This is a genomic window from Candidatus Paceibacterota bacterium (genome assembly GCA_041661265.1).
Lineage (GTDB): Bacteria > Patescibacteriota > Minisyncoccia > JAHIHE01 > JAGLIN01 > JBAZUT01.
Genome location: JBAZUT010000012.1, coordinates 24,442 through 49,703, shown reverse-complemented (window position 1 = coordinate 49,703; position 25,262 = coordinate 24,442). Strand labels below are relative to the sequence as shown.

24 protein-coding genes are annotated in these 25,262 nt (G+C 44.1%); 18 read left to right on the top strand and 6 right to left on the bottom strand.

What is annotated here, in order from left to right; all coding sequences use genetic code 11:
• Both WC788_07795 and WC788_07790 read left to right on the top strand, forming a co-directional pair.
• Positions 1–332: hypothetical protein (locus tag WC788_07795; GenBank protein MFA6097502.1), on the top strand; the 332-nt coding region annotated here is incomplete at its 5' end.
• 189 nt (positions 333–521) lie between these two features.
• The gene (locus tag WC788_07790) at positions 522–3,005 is read left to right on the top strand and encodes a lamin tail domain-containing protein (protein MFA6097501.1); all 2,484 of its coding nucleotides are present in this window, start codon (positions 522–524) and stop codon (positions 3,003–3,005) included.
• Between the two features lie 190 nt (positions 3,006–3,195).
• On the opposite strand, the gene WC788_07785 is transcribed toward WC788_07790, so the two are convergent.
• Positions 3,196–3,612 (bottom strand): hypothetical protein, encoded by a 417-nt coding sequence (locus tag WC788_07785; GenBank protein MFA6097500.1) that lies wholly within the window; start codon positions 3,610–3,612, stop codon positions 3,196–3,198.
• 383 nt (positions 3,613–3,995) lie between these two features.
• Here WC788_07785 and WC788_07780 point away from each other — a divergent pair, with 383 nt between their 5' ends.
• Both WC788_07780 and WC788_07775 read left to right on the top strand, forming a co-directional pair.
• Positions 3,996–5,279 carry a cation:proton antiporter gene (locus WC788_07780; protein ID MFA6097499.1) on the top strand — a complete coding sequence of 428 codons (1,284 nt, stop codon included), beginning with the start codon at positions 3,996–3,998 and terminating at the stop codon, positions 5,277–5,279.
• Between the two features lie 207 nt (positions 5,280–5,486).
• Complete coding sequence (locus tag WC788_07775; protein ID MFA6097498.1) at positions 5,487–6,806, top strand: cation:proton antiporter; 1,320 nt, start codon at positions 5,487–5,489, stop codon at positions 6,804–6,806.
• Between the two features lie 232 nt (positions 6,807–7,038).
• Here WC788_07775 and WC788_07770 read toward each other — a convergent pair whose 3' ends face one another.
• Entirely contained in the window at positions 7,039–7,470 is a 432-nt protein-coding gene (locus WC788_07770; protein MFA6097497.1) for a hypothetical protein, read from the bottom strand.
• 456 nt (positions 7,471–7,926) lie between these two features.
• On the opposite strand from WC788_07770, the gene WC788_07765 reads away from it, so the two are divergent.
• The 9 genes from WC788_07765 to WC788_07725 all read left to right on the top strand — a co-directional run bounded on the left by WC788_07765 (position 7,927) and on the right by WC788_07725 (position 14,977).
• Positions 7,927–9,705 carry a DUF4430 domain-containing protein gene (locus WC788_07765; protein ID MFA6097496.1) on the top strand — a complete coding sequence of 593 codons (1,779 nt, stop codon included), beginning with the start codon at positions 7,927–7,929 and terminating at the stop codon, positions 9,703–9,705.
• 18 nt (positions 9,706–9,723) lie between these two features.
• Positions 9,724–10,242 (top strand): hypothetical protein, encoded by a 519-nt coding sequence (locus tag WC788_07760; protein ID MFA6097495.1) that lies wholly within the window; start codon positions 9,724–9,726, stop codon positions 10,240–10,242.
• A gap of 140 nt (positions 10,243–10,382) precedes the next feature.
• The gene (locus WC788_07755; protein ID MFA6097494.1) at positions 10,383–11,633 is read left to right on the top strand and encodes a TIGR04013 family B12-binding domain/radical SAM domain-containing protein; all 1,251 of its coding nucleotides are present in this window, start codon (positions 10,383–10,385) and stop codon (positions 11,631–11,633) included.
• Positions 11,634–11,762: 129 nt separating this feature from the next.
• The gene (locus WC788_07750) at positions 11,763–12,068 is read left to right on the top strand and encodes a hypothetical protein (protein ID MFA6097493.1); all 306 of its coding nucleotides are present in this window, start codon (positions 11,763–11,765) and stop codon (positions 12,066–12,068) included.
• 94 nt (positions 12,069–12,162) lie between these two features.
• On the top strand, positions 12,163–12,462 hold the full coding sequence (locus WC788_07745; protein MFA6097492.1) for a hypothetical protein: 300 nt from the start codon (positions 12,163–12,165) through the stop codon (positions 12,460–12,462).
• Between the two features lie 17 nt (positions 12,463–12,479).
• Positions 12,480–12,752 (top strand): hypothetical protein, encoded by a 273-nt coding sequence (locus tag WC788_07740; protein MFA6097491.1) that lies wholly within the window; start codon positions 12,480–12,482, stop codon positions 12,750–12,752.
• 120 nt (positions 12,753–12,872) lie between these two features.
• Positions 12,873–13,493: a hypothetical protein gene (locus tag WC788_07735; GenBank protein ID MFA6097490.1), complete on the top strand. Its 621-nt coding sequence runs from the start codon at positions 12,873–12,875 to the stop codon at positions 13,491–13,493.
• Positions 13,494–13,589: 96 nt separating this feature from the next.
• Complete coding sequence (locus tag WC788_07730) at positions 13,590–14,738, top strand: hypothetical protein (GenBank protein MFA6097489.1); 1,149 nt, start codon at positions 13,590–13,592, stop codon at positions 14,736–14,738.
• A gap of 65 nt (positions 14,739–14,803) precedes the next feature.
• Complete coding sequence (locus tag WC788_07725; protein MFA6097488.1) at positions 14,804–14,977, top strand: hypothetical protein; 174 nt, start codon at positions 14,804–14,806, stop codon at positions 14,975–14,977.
• A 71-nt stretch (positions 14,978–15,048) separates the two neighbouring features.
• Here WC788_07725 and WC788_07720 read toward each other — a convergent pair whose 3' ends face one another.
• Both WC788_07720 and WC788_07715 read right to left on the bottom strand, forming a co-directional pair.
• Positions 15,049–15,795, bottom strand: a complete 747-nt coding sequence (locus tag WC788_07720; protein ID MFA6097487.1) for a hypothetical protein — start codon at positions 15,793–15,795, stop codon at positions 15,049–15,051.
• Positions 15,796–15,931: 136 nt separating this feature from the next.
• The gene (locus WC788_07715; GenBank protein MFA6097486.1) at positions 15,932–16,303 is read right to left on the bottom strand and encodes a hypothetical protein; all 372 of its coding nucleotides are present in this window, start codon (positions 16,301–16,303) and stop codon (positions 15,932–15,934) included.
• A 158-nt stretch (positions 16,304–16,461) separates the two neighbouring features.
• On the opposite strand from WC788_07715, the gene WC788_07710 reads away from it, so the two are divergent.
• Both WC788_07710 and WC788_07705 read left to right on the top strand, forming a co-directional pair.
• Positions 16,462–17,007, top strand: coding sequence for a hypothetical protein (locus WC788_07710; GenBank protein ID MFA6097485.1), 546 nt, complete (start codon positions 16,462–16,464; stop codon positions 17,005–17,007).
• 186 nt (positions 17,008–17,193) lie between these two features.
• Positions 17,194–17,862: a DUF1614 domain-containing protein gene (locus tag WC788_07705; GenBank protein MFA6097484.1), complete on the top strand. Its 669-nt coding sequence runs from the start codon at positions 17,194–17,196 to the stop codon at positions 17,860–17,862.
• 91 nt (positions 17,863–17,953) lie between these two features.
• Here the strand turns inward: WC788_07705 and coaE are convergent, their stop codons facing one another.
• Complete coding sequence (gene coaE / locus WC788_07700) at positions 17,954–19,147, bottom strand: dephospho-CoA kinase (GenBank protein MFA6097483.1); 1,194 nt, start codon at positions 19,145–19,147, stop codon at positions 17,954–17,956.
• A 14-nt stretch (positions 19,148–19,161) separates the two neighbouring features.
• Complete coding sequence (locus WC788_07695) at positions 19,162–19,959, bottom strand: MBL fold metallo-hydrolase (protein MFA6097482.1); 798 nt, start codon at positions 19,957–19,959, stop codon at positions 19,162–19,164.
• A 263-nt stretch (positions 19,960–20,222) separates the two neighbouring features.
• Here WC788_07695 and WC788_07690 point away from each other — a divergent pair, with 263 nt between their 5' ends.
• The 3 genes from WC788_07690 (at position 20,223) to WC788_07680 (ending at position 25,147) form a co-directional block, all read left to right on the top strand.
• Complete coding sequence (locus WC788_07690; protein MFA6097481.1) at positions 20,223–20,978, top strand: helix-turn-helix domain-containing protein; 756 nt, start codon at positions 20,223–20,225, stop codon at positions 20,976–20,978.
• Positions 20,979–21,076: 98 nt separating this feature from the next.
• Positions 21,077–21,610, top strand: coding sequence for a hypothetical protein (locus WC788_07685; protein MFA6097480.1), 534 nt, complete (start codon positions 21,077–21,079; stop codon positions 21,608–21,610).
• Positions 21,611–21,640: 30 nt separating this feature from the next.
• A complete protein-coding gene (locus WC788_07680; GenBank protein ID MFA6097479.1) occupies positions 21,641–25,147 on the top strand; it encodes a chitobiase/beta-hexosaminidase C-terminal domain-containing protein in 3,507 nt (1,168 codons plus the stop codon).
• Positions 25,148–25,262: the final 115 nt, after the last annotated feature.

Genomic DNA, 25,262 nt, shown 5'->3' with positions numbered 1-25,262 from the left:
AATCTGACCTGGTCCAGACCATCATCTCCTGGAAGACAGATGAACCATCCACCTCCCAGGTATTCTGGGAAGAGGGGATAACCGACAAGAAAGACCTCCCCAATTCCACCAATCAGGACAAGAACTACACCACCAACCACATCGTGGTCATAACCAGCTTCAAACCTTCCACCGTCTACAGGTTCAGGGTTCAGAGCCTGGACAGAGCAGAGAACATCGCCACCAGCAACGACTTCACCATCCTCATCCCCGAGAAGAAGAAATCCGTCGTCCAGATCATCATCCAGAACTTTGAGAGCACCTTCGGATGGGTGAAGAACATAGGGATGTAGGGTTGATAGTCGAAAGTCTCTAAAGTCAAAGGTCTGTAAAGTGGAAATGCGAGATGCTGTTGAAAAAGAGGAGGCGGAAATTAAACATTGGAAAATCTATCAGGAACATTCAGGAGGGTCTGGCTTTATTCAGATAAGGCCAGGCCTTCGGTTGTTTTTATTAGAAAATAAAATTTATTAATTAAAGCGATGAAGTTTTTCACGAGGAAAAAGCAGACTATCTTTGTATTATTATTTATATTTGGAACCGTCATTGAAGGCATTCCGGAGAATACTCATGGTGAAAATGCCAATAATATATTGATAAGCGAGATCCGGATATCGGGAGAGAACGCCAGCGATGAATTTATAGAATTATATAATCCCACCGGCGCCGGCATAGACCTGAAGGGATGGGACTTGAAAAAGACCGCGAAAACCGGAAGCATTGAGAATATTGTGACAAATATGGAAGGCATAATACCCGCATCAGGGTATTTTTTAATTGTTCCGAGAGCCAATTGCGGAGAAACGAAAACAGAAGCCTGTTATAAAGGGGCAGTTGAAAAAGATGCGGAATACACGACGAACAACTATCTTGCGAAGGATAATGCTTTGTCGCTCTATGACCAAAACGGGAATCTTGTGGACAAAGCCGGATGGGGAGCGTCTGTGGAATTTGAGGGAGAGGTTTTTCAGGACAATCCGCAAGACGGTCAGGGCCTGGAGAGGAGGATCGCGGGAGGTGTTATGCAGGATACCGGCAACAATAAGAACGATTTTATCTTAAAGAACGAGCCGATTCCGAAGAATACGAAGTCATTGCCGCAAGATCCTGTTAATGAGGAAACCGTCGGACAGGAAAGCCAAACCGGCGGCCAAAACCAGGAGAGTATGAATCAGGGAAGCGGCACTGGAGGCAGTATTTCGGGAAGCGGAACGACGTCATCATCATCTTCCGGTTCTTCTGCTCAAAGCTACATCACTAAGATTGTCATCACCGAATTTCTCCCGAACCCGGAAGATAGCGACAATGATAGTGAATTCATAGAAATATATAATGCCGGTTCCGGGGACGAAAACATAGGCGGATGGACAGTGGAGGATAAGATGGGGAAGACCGGATCCTATTCAATTCCCGAAAACGCTATTTTGAAGCCGGGAGAATACAGGGCGTTTTATAGCAGCGAGACCAGGATCGTTCTGAACAATCCCGGCGATGGGATCATTTTAAGAAATGAAAAAGGAGAGATTCGGGACGGAACTCCCATCAGCGATGCAGCAGGAGAGGATGTTGCTTATGCGCTTGATGGCGATGGACATTGGGTATGGACGCAAAAGCCGACTCCGGGAGCAAAAAATATAATAGAAGCGGAACAGGAAAAAACGTCGGCGGCAAAAAAGATTAGTGCGGGCAGTGTCAAAGAGGTAGACGCTTCGGAAGAAATAACCGGCTATGACTATTCGGACGGCATCATCATAACTGAGATGCTTCCGAATCCCGAAGGATCGGACAACAAATTGAACTATGAATGGATTGAGATATATAACGACTCGGACAAAGAAGTGGATCTTGCTGGCTGGATGGTTGATGATATCCGCGGAAAGGGAAGCATGCCTTATATTATCAAAGAGAGCAGAAGGATCAAATCGCATGAATACATGGTATTTTCAAAAGAGGAAACAAATGTGATCCTGAACAATACTGAAGATGAGGTCAGTATTATTTGGCCGGATGGAACCGTTGTGGACAGCATAAGTTACAAAAAACCCAAGGAAGGTTTTTCTTATGTCCTCTTTGACAGCGGGCAGTGGGATTGGAGTTCGAAACCGTCACCGGGGAAAGAAAATATTTTGGATGGAGAAATCCGTCCAGTCGGAAAAAGGGCGGAGGAAGCGTCCGAGGAGGATTATGCCGCAAAAGAAGATGATGTCCCGGCTCCGATAGATGAAACTGAATATCCTCCGGAAGCCGGAGCAGTGGAGTTCATCGAAATTGACATTGAAAGCGCCAGAAAGCTTCCGAGATTCAGCAATGTGAAGATCTCGGGAACAGTTTCTGTTCCTCCCGGAACATTTCAGGATAACCTGTTCTATATTTCCGGAAGTGGAATACAGATTTTCAGCTATAGCAAAATATTCGGAGGTATAAAGCTGGGAGACAAGGTTGAGCTTTTCGGAAGAATGTCCGAAGTGGGCGGGGAGAAGAGGCTGCTTGTGGAAAGCCCGGACTATATAAAGATCATAAGCCATGATAATCTGCTCGATCCGAAAATGATATCAACTGGAGAGGTCGGGGAAAAATATGAGGGATATCTGATTTTGATCGAAGGATCTGTCGGCACGGTCGATGGAAATATTTTTTATGTCGATGACGGCAGCGGCGACGCGAAAGTTTATCTTAAATCTGAAACAAATATAATGAAACCGGATCCGAAAGCGGGGGACATGGTGAATGTTACGGGGATCGTGAGCAGGACATCTTTGGGATATCGCGTTTTGCCGAGGTTCCAGAATGATGTGAAGATCGGAAAAACTTCGGGCGTTTCATCGTCAGAGAACGCAGTTAGGGATGTTGTTTCTCTGCAAAACAAGGGAAGGAAAAAAGATGGAATGCCTTTCTATTATTATGGATTTATGCTGGCGGCATTAGTTGTCTTGATAGACTGGGGAAGAATGAAAACAAAAAAATAGGCCCAGGCTGTCCGAGAACTCCACAAAATTGTATTTTGTCATTCCGGATCCGCCAGTCGGCGGAGATAGAATCCCGTTTTTAGCTAATATTGCGGGATGCCATCGGTCGCTCTCCCGATGCAGTATCGGGATCGCTTCCTTCAGCATGACAGTTTTTAGACGTTCTGAGTAATAAAAAAAATGGACATTGTTATGTCCGTTTTATAATGTCTTGTCTGTAGGAATTCAACTTCATAGCTATCAGCATGAAGACGATACTTAAGATGGCTCCTATGATTATCGCACCGAAAGTGATCATCGTCAGCTGATGAGCTATAGCCGTACCTATGACTATGGCTAAGGCTGTAATGGCCGGCATTTTATACAGATATTCCGGCCCCGTCAGTCCTGTGAAAACAAATGTCAGCACGAAGCTTTCGGCCAGAAATGCATAGCCATCCATTTTGTCTGAAGAAGTGGCCGCAAGGGCGACAATTATAAAAAATGTCAGGGAGAATAACATAAATTCCGCACGCTTCGCCAACTTTTTTATTTTTAATGTCAGGGAGAATAACATAAATTCCGCACGCTGCGCCGACTTGTTTATTTTTTTGGTTTTATCATCCAAGATTTCATCTCCTTTAGACAATATTATACACTTTAAAAGATCTGTCAACGAAAAAAAGTCTTTTTGCTTGGATCATGGATATTTTTCAAAAAATTGGCAAGGAGCAAATTTATTATTATATCACACTTCAAACAAATGTAAATATACTTTCAAACCGGGACCATTGACGGATCTTTTTTTAAAAAATATGATTAATATTGGTTTAAAAAATTACCATTTTGTATAGAGTTATAAAAAACCATTTAATTAACTTTAAAAAAGCAATCTTCGCGGTATCGGTGTATTCTGGATAGCTGATCTATGTGAATCTGCATTGAGGAGCATGATAGATTGATGCTTCAGGATACAGGATGTATTGGATCATTGCATCAGAAAGAAAAAATATGAAATTGCATGCGGAATCTCTGTTTATTACCCAGTCGATCATTCTGATCGGACTGCCTTATGCCATCTGGCGCATGAATAAGATAAAAAAGTATATGCCCCTGGTGGTAATCCAAATTCTGTTCGGTATTTTGCTCGGACCTTCGGTCTTGGGAAAACTATTCCCGTCGATGTTCGAGACCCTGTTTCCTGCAAGTTCTCTGGATATCATCAACGGGCTTGCCTGGATCGCGATCATTTTTTTCGTATTCATGACCGGAATGCATTTGGATCTGAACGAGATCAGGGGAAAGGGAAAGTCGTTTGCCGTGGTGAGCCTTTCCAGCATATTCGTGCCTTTTGTTGCGGCAACGCTGGTCGGACTTTTGATCGCAAGGAACTATCCTGTTTTCATCGGTACGCATGGAACGCCGACGACTTTTGCGTTGGCCTTGGGCATTGCTGCCGGCATTACAGCTCTTCCGGTCCTTGGCGCGATACTAATCGATATGAAATTAGTGCAGGATCCGATCGGAAAAACCGCTTTGGGATATGCAACTGTAAATGATGGCGCTCTTTGGATCCTTGTTTCCATTCTTCTGACTTTAGTGCAAGGAAATATGGATATTGCGAGTGTGGCCCGGACCATTCTTCTGGCCGGTGTTTATATCGCAGCACTTGCGCTGGTTGTGAGGCCCTTTTTATGTGGACTTTTGAAGCGCGGAATGCTGACCAATGAACCGGATAACGGGCAAATGGTGCTTCTTTCGTGTTTCCTGCTCCTGTCTTCTCTTATAACCGATCTTATCGGAATTCATTATGTTATGGGGGCGTTTGCCTTTGGCGCGATCATCCCGAAAGAGATGGCAGATTCCATACATCACAAAATTGATACTGTGATCTCTGTGGTCCTTCTTCCGTTCTTTTTCATTATTACGGGACTTAAGACCCAATTCGATGCGGGTGCGGCGGAGGTATGGATCCTATTTGCGATCATGACCGTCATATCCTCGAGCGGGAAAATATTTGGAACGGCTCTTCCTGCGAGAAGATACGGTTGCAGCTGGAAGGATGCTCTGACTCTCGGAGGGTTCATGCAGTGCAATGGCCTTATGGAGATCGTGGTGCTTTCTATGATGCTTCAGGCCGGCGTCATCAGTCCGATCGCATTTTCCGGAATGGTGTTTATGGCCATAGCGACGACTGCGCTGACAAAACCATCGGTTCTTTTGGTGGATAAAATGTCCGCTCGCCGCCGCATACGAAATAATATAAAACCTTGCGCTTCTGCAAACTTTTCCTGATCGCATGCATCCGGCAAGTATAGATGTCCGAAGGAGAAGATCTATGGGCATGGATCTTTTCCTCGGGGCATTTATACAAAATGCCTTGTTTAGCGATTAGCTAGAAAAAAAGAGGAAAGATAGAAAGAGAAAAGAGGAGAGAAATATGAACAAAAACAAAGAGGAATGTAAATTGAAAAATAGATCGGGAATTACAGGAAGTGTAAAATGAGTGTAGCATTTGAATTCGATTCTGCCGCAAGAATGCTTTTGCAAATAGCCATTCTTGTGAGCATCCCATGCTTAGTGTGGAAAATGAAATGGGTGAACAGGATCTTGCCCCTTGTGGTCGTGGAAATATTGGTAGGCGTCGCCCTTGGCCCTTCGATCCTGGGAAAGATCAACCCTGTCGTGTTCAATGGTCTTTTCCCGAAAGAGTCTCTTCCGGGAATGGAACTGGTGAGCCTGATGGCTGTTGTTTTCCTGGGACTCATGGTCGGGATGGAACTTGATGCCAAGCATTTCAAGGGAAAAGGAAAAGCATTCATCGCCGTGAGTCTATCAAGCATTTTGGTTCCTTTCGTGCTCGCCTTTGCGGTGAGCCTGTGGATCTTTGGGAAATATCCCGTTTTCGCAGGACCTAATGCGAATGTCTGGACATTTGCCCTGGCCATGGGAATCGCTTGCGGTGTGACAGCGCTTCCAGTGCTGTTCAAGACCCTGTTTGATCTGAAACTTCTTCATTCGCCTGTTGGAAAAGATTCTTTGGGTTTTGCGTCTGTGAACGATTTCGTTCTTTGGATCCTGGTCGCCATATTGGTGACAGTATCGAAGCCGAATGCCAGCTTTTCAAGCGTGGCCGCAATCCTTGTTCTGACAATAGCCTTTGCTGCCTTTCTTTTCAAAATAGTGAAGCCCCTGCTTAACCGTATGGTTGAAGGAGGGAAACTGCTTAAAATTGATGAGAAGAGCGGGAAAGCAACGGTGCCGAACGAGCAGATGATATGGATCATTTGTCCATTATTCGTTTCAGCGCTTATTACTCAGGTCATAGGAGTCCATTATCTTTTGGGAGCATTGCTCTATGGACTTGTGATCCCGAAGAAGATCACAACAGCTATTCATGAAAGAATAGACGCGGTCGTCTCGGAGGTTCTGCTTCCATTTTTCTTCATGCTGACAGGTCTCAAGACCCAGTTCGACATAGGATCAACGGAAGTTTGGATGCTATTCGGCGTTATGACCATAGTTTCAACAGTGGGAAAGATCGCGGGAACGACTCTTCCTGCAAGAGCGGTTGCGAACAACACCTGGAAAGATTCCATGATGCTCGGCGGTCTGATGAATTGCAAAGGACTTATGGAAGTTATTGTACTCAACATAGTACTTGCGGGAGGAATAATATCCTCCGTCGCCTTCTCGGCAATGATCATGATGGCCCTTGCGACTACTGCAATGACAAAGCCTCTTGTTCTCATGGTACAAAGTGCTTTCGATCGCTTCATGGAAACGCCGGCGAATATTCCTGAGCCAATTCCGGAAGAATAAAACAAAAATAATCTAAAAAAATATAGACCCGTTCGAACACGAGCCGGTCTTTTCTATGGAAAAAATGTTATTGCGAGGAGCTTTTAGTGGCGGCGCGGCAGTTCCAAGCCCAAGCAAATTATGCTATTTATTACATTGGTTGCCGTATTAATCCCGCGATTGCTTCGCTCCTTGCAGTCGCTCGCAATGACGGAATAATTGAGGAAATAAAAAAAATAGGGCATTGTTTTCCCTAAGTTTTGATCGGCTGCGTCCAGATCTCTATCTGGCCTTGCGCGTTTCTAAAAATATACTTTCCCGGTTCAACGCCCTGTGCGATCTCGCTTTTTTGTATTGGCATGATAATGGCAGGTTTTGCGATCTCTCCCGTTATCGTATCTGTTTTGAATACGATCAGATTTATTGTTTGCGGGTTGGCCGGATCTTGCGCTGTGGCATTGAGGTAATAGATCTGGTTTTTATCCAGGCCATAATTGATATCAATATCATCGCTGGTTCCCGTAATTAAGAGCAGGGCAACTCCCGCAAATACGATTGACAGGATCGCCATGCCGACAACAAGACCGTTCCTTGATTTCTCATCCTTAAATATTTCAGCCAGAAAGATTATTATGCCCAATATCGCCGTGGCTGCAACGAGCCAGAACAAAGTTTCTAATATCATATTTTCCTCCTCCGTCGGTTCTATTCATAGTTTGTAACTATCTCCGACAGAACCGGATATACTAGCATAAGCTCGCGTATTTGTCAATGTTCAGCCTGATCATGCCGCAACAGTTTGACAAAAAAGTTTGACAAAAAAGCATTCAGGAATTAAGATTATTCAGGAACCAGAGAAAGACTTTTTAAAATTAATTTACCGATAATTTCCGTCGAAAGATTTTTGGCGGGTCGGTTAGGGAAGTCCGGTGATCCCGGTTTGTTTCGGGAAATTCCGGCACTGTGCCGCAACTGTAATCTTTGTTTTCAGGACAAAGCGAGTCAGAATGCTAACTAATTATCTTAACGATCAATGAGGATCTCTCTTCGAGCTAAAGAGGGGCTTTGTTTTTATTCTATAGAGGATAAAGCTGCCGCTTTTTATACAGAAGGCCGTTCTTATTGAAAAAGGAAAAAAAGCATGAAAATCAAAAAATGGCTGGCAGCCATGACAATTGTTTCCACAATTCTGCCGTTTGCGGGGGTAAGGGCGGACTATAACAAGAATAGCGCACAGGCCTATCTGGAATCGCACAATGATAGTCCATGGAGCGTGATGGCTCTGGTGGCTTTGGAGGAGACGCCTTCATCAACGGAATTTTTGGCGTCTGTGAATGGCGATAGCGCCATCGATTATGAAGCGCCAATTCTGGCTATAACTTCTTTCGGACAAGATCCCCGGACATTCGGTTCGACCGACTATGTCGCCGCTCTGAAAAGTTATCATAACAACGGTCAGATCGGAGACGCTTCCACCATAAACGATGATATATTTGGCATATTGGCGCTCGTATCTGCTGGCGAGCCATTGAGCGGAACGATCATATCTGATGCCAAAAGTTTCATTCTCGGGCATCAAAACAGTGATGGAGGGTGGGGTTTTACTGTTGCGTCAGGATCCGATACGAATATGACGTCCTCGGCGATCCTTGCGCTTCTGGCTTCCGGAATAGAAAGCGGAGATTCTCATGTCCAAGCCGGTCTGGTATATTTACAAAATTCCCAGAATAGTGACGGCGGTTTTCCCTATGTTCCCGGCACTGCTTCGGATTCATCGTCCACCGCATGGGTGATCTGGACGATCAACGCGCTGGGCATAGATCCCTCGGGCTGGAGCAAGTCCGGCAATACACCCGTCGCATATCTCGAGTCGAACGAGAGCGATCAAGGCTATTTCAAATTCCAATCCAATTCAAGTGAAGACGGTTTTTCGGCAACTACGACCGCCTATGCTGTCATTGCTTTGCAAGGCGAATATCTTCCTGTCCGCATCGTTGCCGGATCCGATAAAAAATATTCTTTTCGGATCGAAGGAGGAGCGGCCGGCATCTGCTCGGGAGAAATAGGGGCCATAACGGCGCTCGACGTTGTCAAAAATGCCAAAGATCTTTGCGGATATTCATATCACATAACGGACACAAGTTTCGGGCCGTATCTGGACCGGATCAATAACGAAATTGCTTCCGGAAATACCGGATGGATGTATCTGGTGAACAACATCGCGCCGAGCGTCGGAGCCTCTGACTACAAATTAGAGACAAATGATTCGGTGCTTTGGTATTTCGGCGATTTTGGATTGATTCCCGAGAGAATGAGCCTGTCTTCGGGGAAGGTCGGCAGCGGGCAGTCCGCTACGGTGATCGTTGAGTCATTCGATGGCAGTTCATGGACGCGCCTCTCGGGAGCGATCGTTCATTATGGTGTGAACACGGCGAATACTGACATTAACGGCGAAACGACGATAGCCCCCACTGACGGATTCTATAAAGTACTGGCAGAAAAACCGGGCTATATCAGAAGCGAAACACAATCGCTGCAGGTCGGAGAACCGTCAGATTCCGTTGTGGGTCTGAACGTAAATATCGAAAAGTCGGGTCAAAAACCTCCTGAAAGTTCCGTTTCTTTTGTAGTTTCCACAAACTCTTTGGATTTCGGGACGCTTGCGCCCGGAGCGTCCGCCCTGAAAAACTTCAAGATCATCAATAATGGCACCTCTGACATATATGTTGAATCCGTTGTCAGCGGAGATCCGGTATTCACTCAAAATCTGAAACTGGACAATGAACCATGGGATGATTTCGGATCGGAAATAGCAAGAAATAGCGAGCAAAGCGTTGATGCCGGTATTTCTATTCCTGCGGATTATGACGAGGAGGGAGCAAGGTCCGGGCAAATGATCATTTGGGCTATGGCAAAATAATTTCAGTTAAATAAATTTATGCGCTCTGTATATAAAATCGTCATACTTTTCTTACTTTTATCGGTAGCGTCGTTTGCCGGCGCGTCCGGGATAAAGGTCGATCCGTCCAAGCTGGAAATAACGGCAAAGACGAATGAGCCGATATCCAGAGAAATAACCGTCACGAACCCCACAAGCGATGTGCAGCTTTTCAAGATATATGCGGATGATTTTTCGGATATTATCAAGGCGAATCCTGCGAGCTTTACGCTTGAGGCCGGAGAGGAAAAAAAAGTGGTTATTACAATCAGAGCTGCCGGCGATCAAAAGACTTCGGGGATACTGAAGACAAATCTTTCGGTTGTGGCGCGGTCATTGGCTGAAACGAAGTTTGAGACGAATGCCGGGGTCAAGGTTCCCGTATCTATTTCCATCTTGGAAAGTGACCCTGTAAAATCGATCCCTAAATGGGAATATTATGCATATGTATCGGTTGTTGCGCTTGCAGCCGGAGGAGTCACGCATTTTTTGCGTCGGAAAAGGAAGGCGCGTAAGTAAATCGGTGTCTTGGAACAAAGTAAAGAATTACGATATGCCTCCGGATCTTCCGGCAGGCATATTTAGTTGGGCTTTCACATATGGGTTTGTTAATCTTTATGGTTGTGATAAAATTCACTTGATAATTTAATGTTTGAATTATGGCAAAACCGGGAAAACTCGTGATCGCGCTGAATATGAACAAGCTTAACAAGAATAGTTTTATCGCGATCATTTGCGCGCTGGAAAAGGAAAAAGAAACCGAAGACATACCTCTATATTTTCTGGATTCGGATCAAGTGGAGTGTAATTCCGAACTTTCAAAACTGGCAGAAAAATATGAAAAGGTCATTTTCATGTGGTCATTCGCTTCATTTTCCTCCGATAAAATTCTCGAAAGTGTAAAGAGTATGAAGAAAGAAGTACCGGAAAATATTATCCTGGTCGCGGGCGGTCCGCATCCGAGCGGTGATCCGGTCGCAACGCTTCGGGCCGGATTCGATCACGTGATCATCGGAGAAGGAGAAAAGACGGTTTGTGATCTTGTAAAATGCATTATGGACGATGGCGATGTTTCAAAAGTAAAAGGTATCGGATTCCTTAAAGAAAGAAAATTCATTTATACCGGAAAACAAGTTCCTGTCGATCTGAGCGATTATTCGTCATTTTCAAAAAAACACAGAATGATCGGACCATTGGAAATTACGCGAGGCTGTCCATGGGGCTGCAGATATTGCCAGACATCATATCTTTTTGGAAAAGTGCCGCGCCATAGGAATATTGCGGAGGTGAAAAAATATGCAGAAAAAATAAAGTCCAATGGAATGAAGGACATAAGGTTCGTGACTCCGAACGCTTTCTCTTATGGCTCTCCGGACGGTAAGGCTGTAAATTTGAAAGCCATTGAAGGTCTTTTGAAAACCGTGAAGAATGTCCTGGGGGAGGATTCCAGGATATTTTTCGGTTCCTTTCCGTCCGAGGTCCGTCCGGAGCAGGTTACAAAAGAAGCACTGGTGCTGTTGAGAAAATACTGCAATAACAGCAATCTGATAATCGGCGCGCAGTCCGGAAGCCAGAAGATCCTGGATCATATAAGAAGAGGGCACACAGTTGAAGATATAAGAAATGCCGCGAAACTCGCAATCGAAAACGGATTCAACGTGAACGTCGATCTTATATTCGGCCTTCCGGGGGAAAATGGGAAAGACACGGATAAAACTTTCCGCCTGATGGATGGTCTGATAGCTATGGGTGCAACGATCCATGGACATGCGTTCATGCCCCTTTCGGGCACGCCATTTTCAAAAGAAAAACCTGCTGAGCTTGCAAGCCGGGACAGAAAGAAGCTGAAGGAATTTGAGGCCGGGAAAAAACTATATGGAAGTTGGGAGAGTCAACACCCTAAAGCTTAGTTTTAGGAAAATCCTAAAACTAAGCTTTAGGGTGAGCTTCGATAAATGCATGTTTGTGATTGAAATTTTCTCTTGCTAATTGGTCTAGAATATGCTATAATTAAAGCATAAATGGCTTAAAATAAACATATGTCGAATCATCTTTACACATCAAATGGTGCCAGTGGGCACATCAAACCGGATCTTGTAAATGACACTCTGAGACATGCCAAATTGAGAGGCAATCTTAGCGGAGTTGACTCATCAACAAGAAGAAGGTTTGTGGAAGAATTTGAAGAGACGAAGCACAAAGTTCAAGGCATAGGATCACAATATAGTGCTCACGACGTTGAGAAAATTATAAATCGCATGAAACTTAATAAAAAAGACAAGATAACCGACGATCAGATAGAAAAGATAAGAGAGGTAATGATAGATCAGGATACTAACACTTAGCAGGTTATTTGGAGTTTTTCGGGAAAATCGCTGTTTCCCGAGAGCGATTCTGTGATTTTCAGCATATGTCATTTGAAATAGCTAAGAAAAAAATATGAACAAATTATATGATTCCAACGGCCGTATTAAAGTGGATAACATAAAAAAAGCGCTGGAAAATGCGAAGTATGAAGGAAAATTGCATAATGTTCCATCATTTAAGATACCATATTTTATAGAAGCGCTTGAGGAGAAAATAGAGCAATTCAAAAACAGAGTCGGAACGCAGATAACCGAAAAAGAGGTGGAGTATTTATTCAAAGAGCTCTTTCGGGATAAATCCGACAAACTTTTAGATAGCGAGTTAAGGGAAATTGAAAATGTTTTGACAGACAAAGATTTCGATATCGATTAATATTTTAGCGAAAAAAAATGACTAACAATGTATTCAGCGGAAGCTCCATCAGACCGGACCAAGTCGAAAAGGGGTTGCGGGCCGCAAAGGAAGAAGGTAATATCCACATTGATTATTCCAAGATCAAGTTCTTTTCACAAGCATTTGAAAAGGCGGCGGCTGGGAAAAAACAGATCGCAAAATATGAGCTGGATGACGTGCTGGACGAATCCAGAAAAACATGTAATATATCAAGCATAGATTTCGAGGAGATCAAAGAAGTTCTCATGGGCGGATCCAATGGCGGATGATTCCGGCAAGATCCGCTATTATAATAGGAATACCCGCTGATCTTAGCGGGTATTTTTCTGCTCTGTGTGACATATGGCAAAAAAAGACATAAAATGAAAGCATAAGCATAAGATATCATTATGGATCTCGTCTCGCATGGATTCTGGACGGCAATGATCGCCATGCAATTCAAAAGAAAAAGAAAGATCCCGCTGAGGATCTCAAGAACTGTTTTCTGGGGAATGTTCCCCGACCTGTTTGCGTTCGTTATTCCGGTATTCATATTGATCTTTGGGGCAATGGCCGGAAAGACATCATTTTCAGACCTGCTAACGCCCGGGAAAATGGGATCGGAATCGGCGTTTGCCGCTGACGTTTTTCAGCTCATTTCACTTTTATATAGCATTGCGCATAGCCTGGTTGTTTTTTTGTCGGTAGCGGTTATTCTATGGATCTTTATATCAGTGAACAAGCATTTCAATCTATCCTCAAGATATCGGGAATTCCCCCTGGAGATCGGCGGATGGGCTTTGCATATCCTCATTGATATCCCGACACATGCCATCGGATTCTTTGCAACCCCGTTTCTTTTCCCTCTTTCAGACTGGAAATTCAACGGGCTTTCCTGGAGGACGCCATGGCTCCTTGCGGCAGATTATATCCTGATGATATGCCTATATTATTTCTATTTCAGAAAAAAAGCATGGAGCCCGAAAAAAAGTGAACACGACTTTTCCGCCCTCCCGTCCCGGAGACAGTAAGGCGTAATTAGATTCAGTATATCCTGTGGAAAATTAATTTGCTTAATTTCCAGATAGAGTTAAATTTAAAGCAGGTTAATAACTAACCTTAAATATATGAAAAGCAAAAAACTGGCATCATATTTTCTGCTGGCTGTTTTTTTTGTATTTTCTCTGGCGGCACTCGCCATTGCTGCGGACGAGAGGGGATATCTTGCAAAAGACAGGGTGATCGATGATGATTTTATTGCGGCGTCGGAATCCGTTGACGTCGGGGGAACGGTCAATGGCGATGTGATCTTGGCCGGAGGCGTGGTGGATTTTTCGGGAAGGTCTTCCGGCGATATCCTTGCTGCCGGAGGCAATCTGAGAGTGAGCGGACAAAATGACGGAAACATAAGAGCTGCGGGAGGAAATGTTTTTATCGAAGGGAACGTCGGTAAGAATGTGACAGCGGCCGGAGGAAATCTGTCGCTGGGGGAGAATAGCAATGTTTCGGGTAATGTTTATTTGGCCGGAGGCATGGTGGAGATAAGGGGAAATATCGGGAAGAATTTGAAGGTTGCAGGGGGATCCGTGATCCTGAAAGGAGTTGTGAAGGGAAACGCCGAGATCATGGCTGAAGACATTACTGCCAGACCCGGTGCGAAAATAGAAGGGAATCTGACATACTACAGCGATGGCAGCAAAAATTTAAATATAGATAATAACCTTGTTGCCGGAGAGATCATCAGAAAAAACATTCCGGTAAAAAACTATAGAAACGGTTCTTCCGGCGCCTTCCTGGCCTCGGGAATCATCGGATTTTTCGGATTCCTGCTTCTGGCATATGTTTTTTATAAGTTGTTCCCAAGGGGGGCGAGAGAAATTTTCGGATCGCTTGTCGAAAAGGGGTCTTGGAAAATGATCGCAGCCGGAATTCTGGCGTTGATATTGATCCCGGTATCGATAGTAGTTCTGATGATAACTATCATAGGCATGCCTCTTGCCATGGTGCTGGTTTTTGTGTTCATTTCAGCGATACTTCTTGCAAAAGCCACAGCAGCTATTGTTTTGGGGTTTGCGATAAACAAGAGGCTCAGACCGCGTGAATTCTCGGACAGTTTTCCTCTCATGGATTTTATCCTGGGCTATCTGATCCTGGAAGTGCTTATGCTTATTCCGTTTTTGGGTCCGCTATTCGCTTTTCTCATATTCCTCTGGGCGTTCGGGGGGCTGGTGAAATATGCATATGACGGATTTCAAAAGAAGCAGGCTAAGCTTTGATCTGCATGTCTTCGTTTTGACAAATCTGCGGATATGACATATCTTTCAGTAAAAGGAGGGATCTCGTGTTTGATCAAAAAATTAGTCCGGAGCTATTCGTAGCGGTTGTTCTTTCAGCTGTAATATTGGTATTTATGGGTGCATTATCCTATGCGAGCAAAGACAACACGTTCTTATATATAGGACTTCTTACGGTGGCTTTCAATACGCCGATCGTGCTTGCCAGAAATAAGCTATGAAAAAAACGCTGAATATCATTTCAGCGTATTTTATTTGGATATCTAAAAAAAAGAAGGAGACTTTCGCTCCATCAATCATTTTTTTTGTTGCGTCTTTGATTTATTTTTTTCCTCAGATGCGATAGTCCCATGATTCCGCCCACGATCAGGATCATGGCGATCATGGCCATAAGCACATATCTCCCTTGTCTCTCATTTTCTGCGCTTTCCCTCATCTTATTCTGCGTTTTAAGCTCCCTAAGATATATTTTTTGGACATTAGACTGTTCGTTCTCCATTTCTTTCAGCATATTTCTTATCGCCATGAGCTCCATTATATGGATGCCTTTGCCGCGATCTTCGATCTCCTGTATTTCCAGAGCTTGTTTGAGCTTCATCTCCGTTTTGGACAGATTTCCATCCAGGTTTATTCCTCTTATCATTTCGAGAACCTTTAATCTGGAGTCCTCGCTGTATGCGGGCGTCCAATTGCTATAGATCTTTTCGGTTTGCTGTGTCGTAATTGAACGGTATTTGCCATCAGTTTCGAAGATCAGGAAATTCTTTATTTCCGCTTCTGACATCGATTCGATCACAGGGATCGGCATTTTCATTTCGATGACAGCTTCAAGTTTCATGCGGACATTCGCGATCTGATCCCGCTTCCCGTATATTTCAGTTTCAAATATCCCATCCGGATCGTGAGTGCGATAGGCCTTCTGTTCAAAATCTCCGATCGTGGGAAATATTTCATGGTTGTCCTGCGCACGGACGTTTGCAAGCGGCAAGAAAATTGCAATTATCATGATCGATCCGATCAATACTCTTGAAATTCTCATTTTATAATTCACCTCTTTATTATAACAAATCTATGTTATTTGGCGTAAAAAGTCAAGACGGGCGATCTCTTTGAAAGAGATGCCGAGTAAGGCATGCATTGAACAAAAAAAACGATGAAAATCATCATCGTTGCCGTCAGAAGGCGTTGTCGGGATCGAAATAGACGATCATAACCTGTTCTTTTTTGGTTTCTCCTCCGTTCTCGATGAGGCGGTCATATGTTCCGATGATCTCACCTCCGATTGCCGTCACAAGGTCATGCTGAGTCCAGCCGATCTCGTATTCCAGGATCCGGGCGCCTCTTGGGATATTTCCTCCGGTCCATGCAAGGAGGAATCGGCGTTTGCTTTTAGATCGCATCTGCTGGATCAAGCCGTTCACCCTGTCATTTAACATATTATCTTGCAAGTCGACATTCGGTGCGAGGTTCGCGATAAATTTTTTAAGCATCGTTTCGTCCGTTATCTCTTCGACTTTTACATCCGGGTATTTTTCATGAAAATACATGGCTATCTCTCCTTTTTTAGCATCCAATCCGTTGAATTGGAACTTGTCATAATAGCATGTTCGTTTGTCATGTCAATCTTTGACATTCCTGAGAAAATAGTTTAGCTTATAGAAAGTACGCGCCCATAAGGGCTGGCGGATATAAAGGAGATGAAAACTTGAAAAAATATATAAGAATGGGAATTGTTTTGCTGCTGATAGCCATAGCGGCGATCGCGGGATGCCTTGGAAACAAGAGCGAGCCTCAGACTGAAGTTCAAAAAGAAACAGCAGTTGCGTCACCGGTTCCAACAATGTCGGAAACGCCGGTTGTTGTTTCCACGAAGACACAGGTTGAAACCATAAAATGCGAGTTGTGCCACACGAATGCGGCGACATTGGATCCGCATGTGAATGGAGGAAAGCTTTGTATAACTTGCCACGGCAGCCAGGTGCATAATATCCATATAGGATCGGGTACGGTCGGTTTGCAGTGCGATTCATGCCATGGTTTCCCGCCAACGGTGCCAAAAGTTCAAAAAGGAGAAGGTGCGGGTTCGTATAGCATTTGCGAACAATGCCATGCTCCGCCTCCGGATTCCTTGAAGCCCAGCAATGGCGATCTTATAGCGATACATCTGTCCAGGGCAAAATATTGCACGAATTGCCACGGCACTGACATTGGAAAAACCCACGAAGCTGTTCTCGAAAAAGCAAAAAAATAAATCAAACGAAAGGGAATCGACCTTTCTTTTTTTATGGCCATCGGACATTTGTCTTTTATCTAATGTATTAATGCCATACAGTTTACAATTGACAAATTACTACAATCACGATAATATAGGATGTTTCTTGGATCGCTAAGGTTCTTTCCTTGATAACAGAACACAAAATAAGCCGGAGGGATTAAATTGGATAAAGATGAAAAAGGACCATTGGTCTTTGTCAAAAAACCGGAAGGAGTATCAAAATTTCTTCTTTTGCTGACTGCTATCGTAATTATCGAAGGAGCGCATGTCTACTTATTGAAATATTTAGGCGAAGATAATACTTTAATTTTTGCCGGTATTGTTCTTGTAAGCTTGCCGCTCTCGCTGGTGAATATAAGGATAGCAAGGATAAAAAAGGAAATAATATACGCAAATTTAGGGGGATTTATAATACCCCTGCTGGTCGCCTGCTATTTTTTGACGATCGTCCTGCCGAAGCTGAGCTTTCTTGTTGCAGCCGGGTCTGTGATCATCGGATCCGCCGTTCAGATAAACAGGACAAAAGTGTCCGATCTGGGAGGAGGAGGGATAGCTCTATTCATAGTAATAGCGGCAGTCGGATTGTCTTTGATAGTTCCGTTCAACTTAGAGGCGACAGACAGTTTGCTTTATTATAGGCTATATTTTGTCTATATGATCGCAGTTCTCTCAACCATAAACTCAGACCTTTTCTTTATTTATAAATATAGGAACGATCAGAGGATGAAGATGTTGCTTATAGGAGGCTGGGGGATCTTTGACGGGATTTGGCTCGGAGGATATCTTGCAGTATTGGCAGTCTTGGACCTGCACAGATACTTTCCAATGTAGAGAGGTTTCAAATAAATGAATAACCTCTCTCTTTTTATGCTTATTAATAAAAAAACCGCTGGATTTTATCCGGCGGATTTTGTTATTTTATCTATCTGATGATCCCGCTTCTTGTCTTGTATTCTTTCTGGAGTTTCTTGTAGATGCCTTCCGCGTCTATTTTTCCAAGGCTGTTCACTTTCATGAACAGGCGATGTTTTTCTTTCTTCTGTTTTCCTTGGATTATGGAAACCCTCTCTTTGTCGTTAAGCTGGAAATCTATCCTTCTTTTTATCTGATCATTGCTCAAGCCTCTTCCTGTGAGTCTTTCTTCCTGCGCCTTCCGGTTTGCTTTGATATGGATGATGTTCTCATTCACAAGATCCGTCAGGCCTTGCTCAACAAGATTGGCTCCCTCGATAAGGAAGATCCCTTTTCCGAGCTCTTCAAGCTTTTTCCTGAGCAGGTATAGGATCGCTTCCATCATCATTTCGGTCAGTTTCTGGAGCTTTTCCGGTGAAGAGAAAACGATCTTTCCGAGCTCGTGCGTATCTATGCTCGTATCCTTGCGCATCAGCTTTCTTCCGAATTTCTTGGCGATCTGCTTTCTGATCTGGAGGAAACGCGGCGTCTTGTCGGCGCTGTGTATGACCTTTCCGAGATCATCCAGGTTTATGTGATAGATCCTGGTCCTGTTCTTGTTCCCGTTCTCTTTTGAGATATCTTCGATCTTTTTCGCGAAAGTGGATTTTCCCGCGCCTATTCCGCCCGTAACTCCGACAAGGAGCTGTCCGCGAAGACGGAGTTCAAGAGCTTCTCTTGTGAGAGCGGGAGCGAAGTCCGTGGCTTTCAGTCCCCATTTCACGAAGTTCTTGAAATTGCTTGAAGAAACGTTTGTCAGAACGGGATTGGTCTGGGGGATAAGCATCGTTTTCGGGCTTCCGCTGAAAAGAGAGTTTACGGTCGCTATCCAGGACTCATATTCAAAGTCTTTCCTGTCCCTGACGCCTTTCACGAACATCTGTATATTCTGTTCATAAAGATAATTCGCTATTATCTTTGAATAGGGCACGATCTTGATCCTCTTCAGATATTTTTTCGGTATCGTCTGCCGGATCAGGAATATTTTTTCCTCTGTGGTGAACGTCTGTCCGTTCAGTTTCTCGTCGTTAACTCCGATGACGATATATAGGAAAGCCTTTGGGTTCAGTTTCAGGAACGAGATCACTGTTGAAAAGTGTCCGTTCTGGAACGGGTCAAAGCTTCCCGGAAATACCGCTTCGAATTTTTCCTGCATTCTGTTCATTGTATATACCTCCTTCACTCAAGTTCATTTGCGATCCTTATTGGCGAATTCGCTTTTTCTATCCTGTCTCTTATTGCTGTTTCCAGCGCTTTTGGGATGTGATTAATGTACAATCTTTTCTGCACCTCTTCCGGCTGCGCCAGAAGTTCTTCGATATGCGTGTGCGACCTGGTTCCTATGCTGTAGGATCCGGTCTCATGGATTATAGGGTGTTTTCCGTTTTTGGCAAGGAACCCGATCAGTTCCGGGTCAAAGCTTGTGTCTCCCGAATAGGCGAGGATCGGCTCTCCTTTGCGCAAAACCTTGAATGCGATCGAGAGGAATGGCGCATGTATGGTGCTTCTGTGGAACGTTTCGATCCCGATCCCGAGCTTTTCTATTATGGCGGTTTTCCCGAGTGGCAGTTCCACAAGTTCGACATAATCCTCAAATTTCATTTTCGATCTCATGTCGATCCTTGATGTCTCGAATGCCGTTCGGATCCTTTGCCACAGCTGGCCGGCTATTTCCTTGTGCGTGGCCAGGAGAAGTTTCGAATGTTCTCCGAAGACTTTGTGCCAGATGAGGGAATCTAGCCCTGCCACATGATCTGCATCAACGTGTGTCACGATGAGCGCATCGGTTTTTGTGATGGCGCTCATTGATCCCATGTCTTTTATATTTGGCAGTGTTGCCGTGATGTGCGCCGGCGCTTCGATCGCGAGCGTCATGCCGTTTGTTTCAATGACGGTCAGATTTTCCAATCCGCCCGCGCCTACCGAGAACATGTCGTGATATCCGATCGTTCTCACCCTGGTTTTGTCTTTCGTCATTTCTTCCTCCTTTTTTGTATTTGGACCGATATTAAGTTGTTAATGTCCAATATCTGCAGTATAGCGAAACTGCAAATATCCGCCTTGGTAAAAGCCAAAAAACAATAGGGGAGCCGAGATGTGGGCTTAAATAAGGCAATATATAGCTAACCACTGTCGAAAAAATTCGACAACAATGAGAAATTGGTGTATTATGTGACTGTAGAGATGAGCCGTGGCTTGTTCTCTCAAGCATTCATCCGAATAATAAATATTTCAAACATATGATAAAGAAAATTGAAGACATTCTGAAAGATCTTGGATTCAAAGATAGCGAAACAAGGGTCTACATATTTCTCACCCAGCTTGGGGAAGCGACAGCTGCGCAGGTGGCGAAAAAAGCGGACATTCCCCGGACGACGGCCATAAGCATCCTGGAAAAACTGAAGAGTGAGAATTATCTCACCACGAACAGATATAAGGGAGTCACCTATTATTGGGTGGAATCTCCCAAGACGATCGTCGATTCATTTGAAAACAAGGTCGAGGCGGCCAAAAATTTGAACGGTCTTTTGACGGATCTGTATCGCTCGGAATCGAATTTTCCCTATGCCCAGGTCTATGATACGAAGAAAGCGATAAAGCAATTCATTGAAAAAACGCTGATATCCACAAGGAAAAAGAGCATTATATATACGATCGATGCGCCGAATAGGGGAAATTACACGAAGATCTATTCCGAAAATATTGAGAACACGATGGCCAACCAAAAGATAAAAAAGGGGATCGTGACCTACACGCTTATTCCATTCGGATCATATTCCGGTATTGCCGGCCATAAGACCGAAAATCAGGTCATAAAGATAAGAGAAATGCCCGCGGGCATAAACTTTACCGCTTCGTTCTGGTTCATTGATGATCTGATGGTCCATTTTTCAGGAAATCCTCCTTTTGTTGCCGCCATAAAGCACGATCGGATCGTGCAGAGTATGAAAAGCGTTTATGATTTCTTGTGGAATATATCCGAGGCGAAAAATTGAGAGGGCTATCTTCATGGCAATAACGCGGATGATTCATAATTTGTAGAAATGTGGTATAATATAAATGTTAACCGGAGTTAATAATTATTAAAAAAATTATGGACATAAAAAAAGGCGTTATCGCGGTTCTGATCATTTCAATTATTAGCATTAGTGGAAATTTGTCCTGGAGAATTTTTTCCGGGCCGACTACCTTGCGGCTTTCCTCTTCTTCTCCGCTGTTGTTAATAATTGATGACAGTCTCGAACAAAATGCAAGAGACGATCAGCGGGTCAGGGATATACTTTTATTAAGTGAAAAAATATTTGCCAGCAATACTAAGCTTGGCGGGTATGCTTTTGTTGCCAGCGAATGGCAGAATATCAGTGTCGAAGAAAACCCCCTTGTTTTGGAATTGGAAAATAACGGGTATATAGAGATGGCATTGAAAGATCCTCAGCCGGATAAATATTATAGTTATCGATCCGACGGGTATACGTATGAGCTCCGCGCCGTTTTGGAGAACAAAAATAGCGGCAAATGCGAGGTCTTAGAAGACCAATGCTTCTATACTGTTAAAAAAGAAATGATATCTCCTCCCGTTGAAGATAATTCATTGGACAGTACCGAATATGATGGCGGTTTATTTTAAGTAAAAATTAAAAAAATAAAATTTAGTCTTATGCTCAAAACAAATTTTTTAAAAACACTGTTGGTGATAATTGTTGCCGGGTTCATTTTCAATTCCACGGTATTGAAGGCGCAAGCCGTCATACATCCATTTTTGATAGTCAAAGAAGGTGATTATTCTGCGCTTCAGGCCAAGGCTGCACAAGCGCCCTGGGGCGGGTGGAAAGCGAATGCTATTTCCAAGAGTGCCTTAGTCTATGATCCCTCGCCGACCGTTCTTGTCGGCAATAATCTTGTCAGAACCAAGAGTGAAAATATGAGGAATATCGTCAGTGGAGGAGCGCTCGCATATATTCTTGACCCGGCAAATAGGACTACGTATAAAAATAGGATTGTTACTGCATTGAAGAAATGGGATGACCTTCTTAATACGGCTGAAATATCCGACCCTTCTAATATAGAACATCTTGCCGTGGGAACAGCATTTCTGAATTCTGTTTTGGCGCTCGATATTATTCATGATGATGTCTCCGGCATTGACCTTGCAGAAATTGAAACAAAGCTTGCAAGGATATTAACTATACAGACAAAATGCCCTAACTGCGTGGTAAAAAATTGGCTTGATATGAGTCCCCACAGGCAAAACACCTATGCCATAAAGGGGATCTGGGCAATTTATACGGGTGCAGACGCAGCAACTATTACGACTTATGCCAACCGTTACAAAGCCGACCTATATTATTCTATGAGCTCATCCGGAGTATATCTCGCAGGAAGTTCATATGGTGTCACAAGAATGGACAGTTATATTAAAGAATCAAAAGGATTTTTTCTCGATGTGCTGCAATTCACTGGAAAAGATACTACTTTTTATTCAAGCAACCAATTGTCTAATTTTTATGAATGGCTTTATGGGTACTCTGTTACTCCGAACAGAAAACAGGCATATATTTTTGGAGATACTTATCCGGCGCTTACTCTTGGCAGTTATAACGGTGCGGCACGGTTCAGGGCGTATCGCTTTTATAATTCCGGAGAACCGGTTAAGGCCGCTCAATATGCGGTATGGTCTGCCGGAAGCACGATCAGCAATGGATTGTTGCTGCCCTATGTCCTCAGCGGAGGCAATAGTCTGCCCGCTCTCGCAAAACCAACAAGCAGGGTCTTTTCGGATGGCGGCGCATGGTTTGCAGAGGGAAATCAAACTGATCTGTCTCTTGCCGGCGCTATGTGGAATATAAAGAGAAATTCGGAGTTTCATAGCCACTATGAAATGAACGCGCTTTCGCTCTCTTCGTATGGTCAAATTGTTTTGAGAAATGTAGGGTATCTTCAAACCAAAGATCCGTACTATCGTTTTGCAGAATGGGGCAATACGGTCCTGATAAATGGTGAAAATCATGTGTCAAAAGCCGGAGCTGGAATTACCGAAGCCCTTACTGGAGGAAAATTGGATTATGCAAGCGGGGATTCCGGTACTGCTTTGGCGGCGAATCTTACGGGAACTCCAAATACCACTGCTAACCCAAATCCCGCTGTTTCAAATCCGGATAACGCAGGAAAGCATATAAGAAATTTTGTTTTTGTCCACCCCCAGGACGGCAAAAACGGATATTGGATCACATTTGATGAAGTTTCGTTTAATACGGCAGGTAAGGATGTGAATACTGTGTGGCATCCTAATTCCGACTTGAGTCCTACGGTGGTTTCTGCTAATACTGAATATAAATGGAGTGTAAATAAGGATATCGTCAGCGTAGGAGATCAGAAAGTTTCTGTAAATATCTTTTTAGGCACTCCGCCGAGTTCTGTCATTGTTAAGTCCAGCCCTATGAGGAGCAGTGTGAGCGGCTCTGCTGGTATATTTCAGAATAAATACATTTATCCTACCTATAATACTTCAGGAAACAAGAAAAATATTGTCACGGTCATTTATCCTTCCGATACAACCCATGCCACAGCTTCGATGTCTCGTGTCACCGGTACGGGTTATTCGGGAGCGAGTGTAGATATGGGTGGTTCCGTGATTGATACAGCTCTTGAATCTTCTGGTGCTGGTGTATTAAATCAGAATGGCGTATCGTTCCAGGGGACAGCGATCTGGTATAGGCATAACTCAGGTCTGAACGGCGGATATTTCATTCGGCAGGGAAAAAGTTTCCGCGACGGATCATATGGTTTTGAATCAAGCGTGCCGGTCGCTATCTATATGAAAGACAAAGCGGGAATGATCGCTTCTGCCACCTCCGGAAGCGTAAAAATATATTATCCCGGGATCAATTCCGTAAAGATCGATGGCGCCAGTGCTGCGGTTATCAGCAGCGGCACCGGCTGGATGAATGTCAGCGTTCCTTCCGGCAACCACAGTATTGCCTTGAATGGAGCTGTTGTTCCGATCGATACTGTTGCTTCTCCAACTTTCAACCCCACCGCCGGAAATTATACCTCCGCTAAATCCATTACTATCTCAACTGCGACCGCGGGCGCCACTATTCATTACACTAAAGACAATTCCACTCCGACTGAAGCTTCCCCGATCTACACTGCCCCCATCGCTGTTTCCACTGCCACCACTCTCAAGGCCGGGGCCTGGAAAACCGGCATGACACCGAGCGGAATAGCTTCTGCCAACTACACCTTTAATGTGGCTGACACCACCCCTCCTGTCATTTCGGCTATCTCTTCTTCAGGCGTCACTTCTTCCGGTGCCGCCGTCTCCTGGACGACCAATGAGACCAGCGATTCTCAGGTGGAATATGGTACTACTACGAGCTATGGTTCTTCCACAACATTGAATACCAGTCTGGTAACTTCTCATTCTCAGTCTCTTGCAAATCTGACCCCATCCACTCTTTATCACTATAGAGTAAAGAGCAAGGATGCAGCGGGGAACTTGGCAACTTCAGCTGATATGAATTTTACAACTTTAGCGTCTTCGATCGCCGTCAATCTTGTTACCAATCCCGGTTTCGAATCCGGAACTTCCCCCTGGACTTTCTATACCAACGGAACCGGTTCTTACACTGTTGGAACTCCGGCTTATGCCGGAACGAAAGGGGCCAAGGCCACGCTAACAACTATTGGTACCAATATGCAGCTGTATGAATCCGGCATATCTTTGGAGCCGAATACCAGATATCGTTTGACTTTTGCCGCCTATTCCTCTACCGGGCATGATATGAAGATAAATCTTATCAAGCACATTTCACCTTACACCAATTATGGCCTGACATACGTTCCAAATCTCACTACTTCCTGGCAGACATTTTCTACCGAATTTACAACTTCAGGTTTCAGTGCGAACGTGGCTGACGGAAGGCTCCAGTTCTATTTCCCGGGTCTCGCTTCAGCTGGTGATGCTTATTATCTGGATGAGATAAAACTTGAGAAGATCGTCACGCTTGGCTCTATTGATATTTCCGACATTCCCGATGTTTTCCCAAGATCTGATATCGGCCGGTTCGGAGTGCTCGAAACACCCGCTTTGGGCTCGAACTCAACTTTCATAGACGCGATAAAGAGCATCATAAATTACATTAATAGCGCGATCAGCAGATAGAACCGGATATTCCATAAAAAAGCAAAAAAGTACCGCCAAACGTTGTGTTGGCGGTACTTTGTATTATGATGTCAGAGTATGTTTATACAGAGCCCGGAATCGTGTTGACAAATAT

Excerpts from the sequence above, each read along its gene's own strand:
- WC788_07690 (MFA6097481.1), top strand. The coding sequence starts at position 20,223 with ATGATAAAGAAAATTGAAGACATTCTGAAAGATCTTGGATTCAAAGAT.
- WC788_07715 (MFA6097486.1), bottom strand. The coding sequence starts at position 16,303 with ATGTATTTTCATGAAAAATACCCGGATGTAAAAGTCGAAGAGATAACG.
- WC788_07790 (MFA6097501.1), top strand. The coding sequence starts at position 522 with ATGAAGTTTTTCACGAGGAAAAAGCAGACTATCTTTGTATTATTATTT.
- WC788_07740 (MFA6097491.1), top strand. The coding sequence starts at position 12,480 with ATGACTAACAATGTATTCAGCGGAAGCTCCATCAGACCGGACCAAGTC.
- WC788_07745 (MFA6097492.1), top strand. The coding sequence starts at position 12,163 with ATGAACAAATTATATGATTCCAACGGCCGTATTAAAGTGGATAACATA.
- WC788_07695 (MFA6097482.1), bottom strand. The coding sequence starts at position 19,959 with ATGACGAAAGACAAAACCAGGGTGAGAACGATCGGATATCACGACATG.
- WC788_07685 (MFA6097480.1), top strand. The coding sequence starts at position 21,077 with ATGGACATAAAAAAAGGCGTTATCGCGGTTCTGATCATTTCAATTATT.
- coaE (MFA6097483.1), bottom strand. The coding sequence starts at position 19,147 with ATGAACAGAATGCAGGAAAAATTCGAAGCGGTATTTCCGGGAAGCTTT.
- WC788_07775 (MFA6097498.1), top strand. The coding sequence starts at position 5,487 with ATGAGTGTAGCATTTGAATTCGATTCTGCCGCAAGAATGCTTTTGCAA.
- WC788_07680 (MFA6097479.1), top strand. The coding sequence starts at position 21,641 with ATGCTCAAAACAAATTTTTTAAAAACACTGTTGGTGATAATTGTTGCC.
- WC788_07765 (MFA6097496.1), top strand. The coding sequence starts at position 7,927 with ATGAAAATCAAAAAATGGCTGGCAGCCATGACAATTGTTTCCACAATT.
- WC788_07780 (MFA6097499.1), top strand. The coding sequence starts at position 3,996 with ATGAAATTGCATGCGGAATCTCTGTTTATTACCCAGTCGATCATTCTG.
- WC788_07720 (MFA6097487.1), bottom strand. The coding sequence starts at position 15,795 with ATGAGAATTTCAAGAGTATTGATCGGATCGATCATGATAATTGCAATT.
- WC788_07730 (MFA6097489.1), top strand. The coding sequence starts at position 13,590 with ATGAAAAGCAAAAAACTGGCATCATATTTTCTGCTGGCTGTTTTTTTT.
- WC788_07735 (MFA6097490.1), top strand. The coding sequence starts at position 12,873 with ATGGATCTCGTCTCGCATGGATTCTGGACGGCAATGATCGCCATGCAA.
- WC788_07770 (MFA6097497.1), bottom strand. The coding sequence starts at position 7,470 with ATGATATTAGAAACTTTGTTCTGGCTCGTTGCAGCCACGGCGATATTG.
- WC788_07760 (MFA6097495.1), top strand. The coding sequence starts at position 9,724 with ATGCGCTCTGTATATAAAATCGTCATACTTTTCTTACTTTTATCGGTA.
- WC788_07755 (MFA6097494.1), top strand. The coding sequence starts at position 10,383 with ATGGCAAAACCGGGAAAACTCGTGATCGCGCTGAATATGAACAAGCTT.
- WC788_07750 (MFA6097493.1), top strand. The coding sequence starts at position 11,763 with ATGTCGAATCATCTTTACACATCAAATGGTGCCAGTGGGCACATCAAA.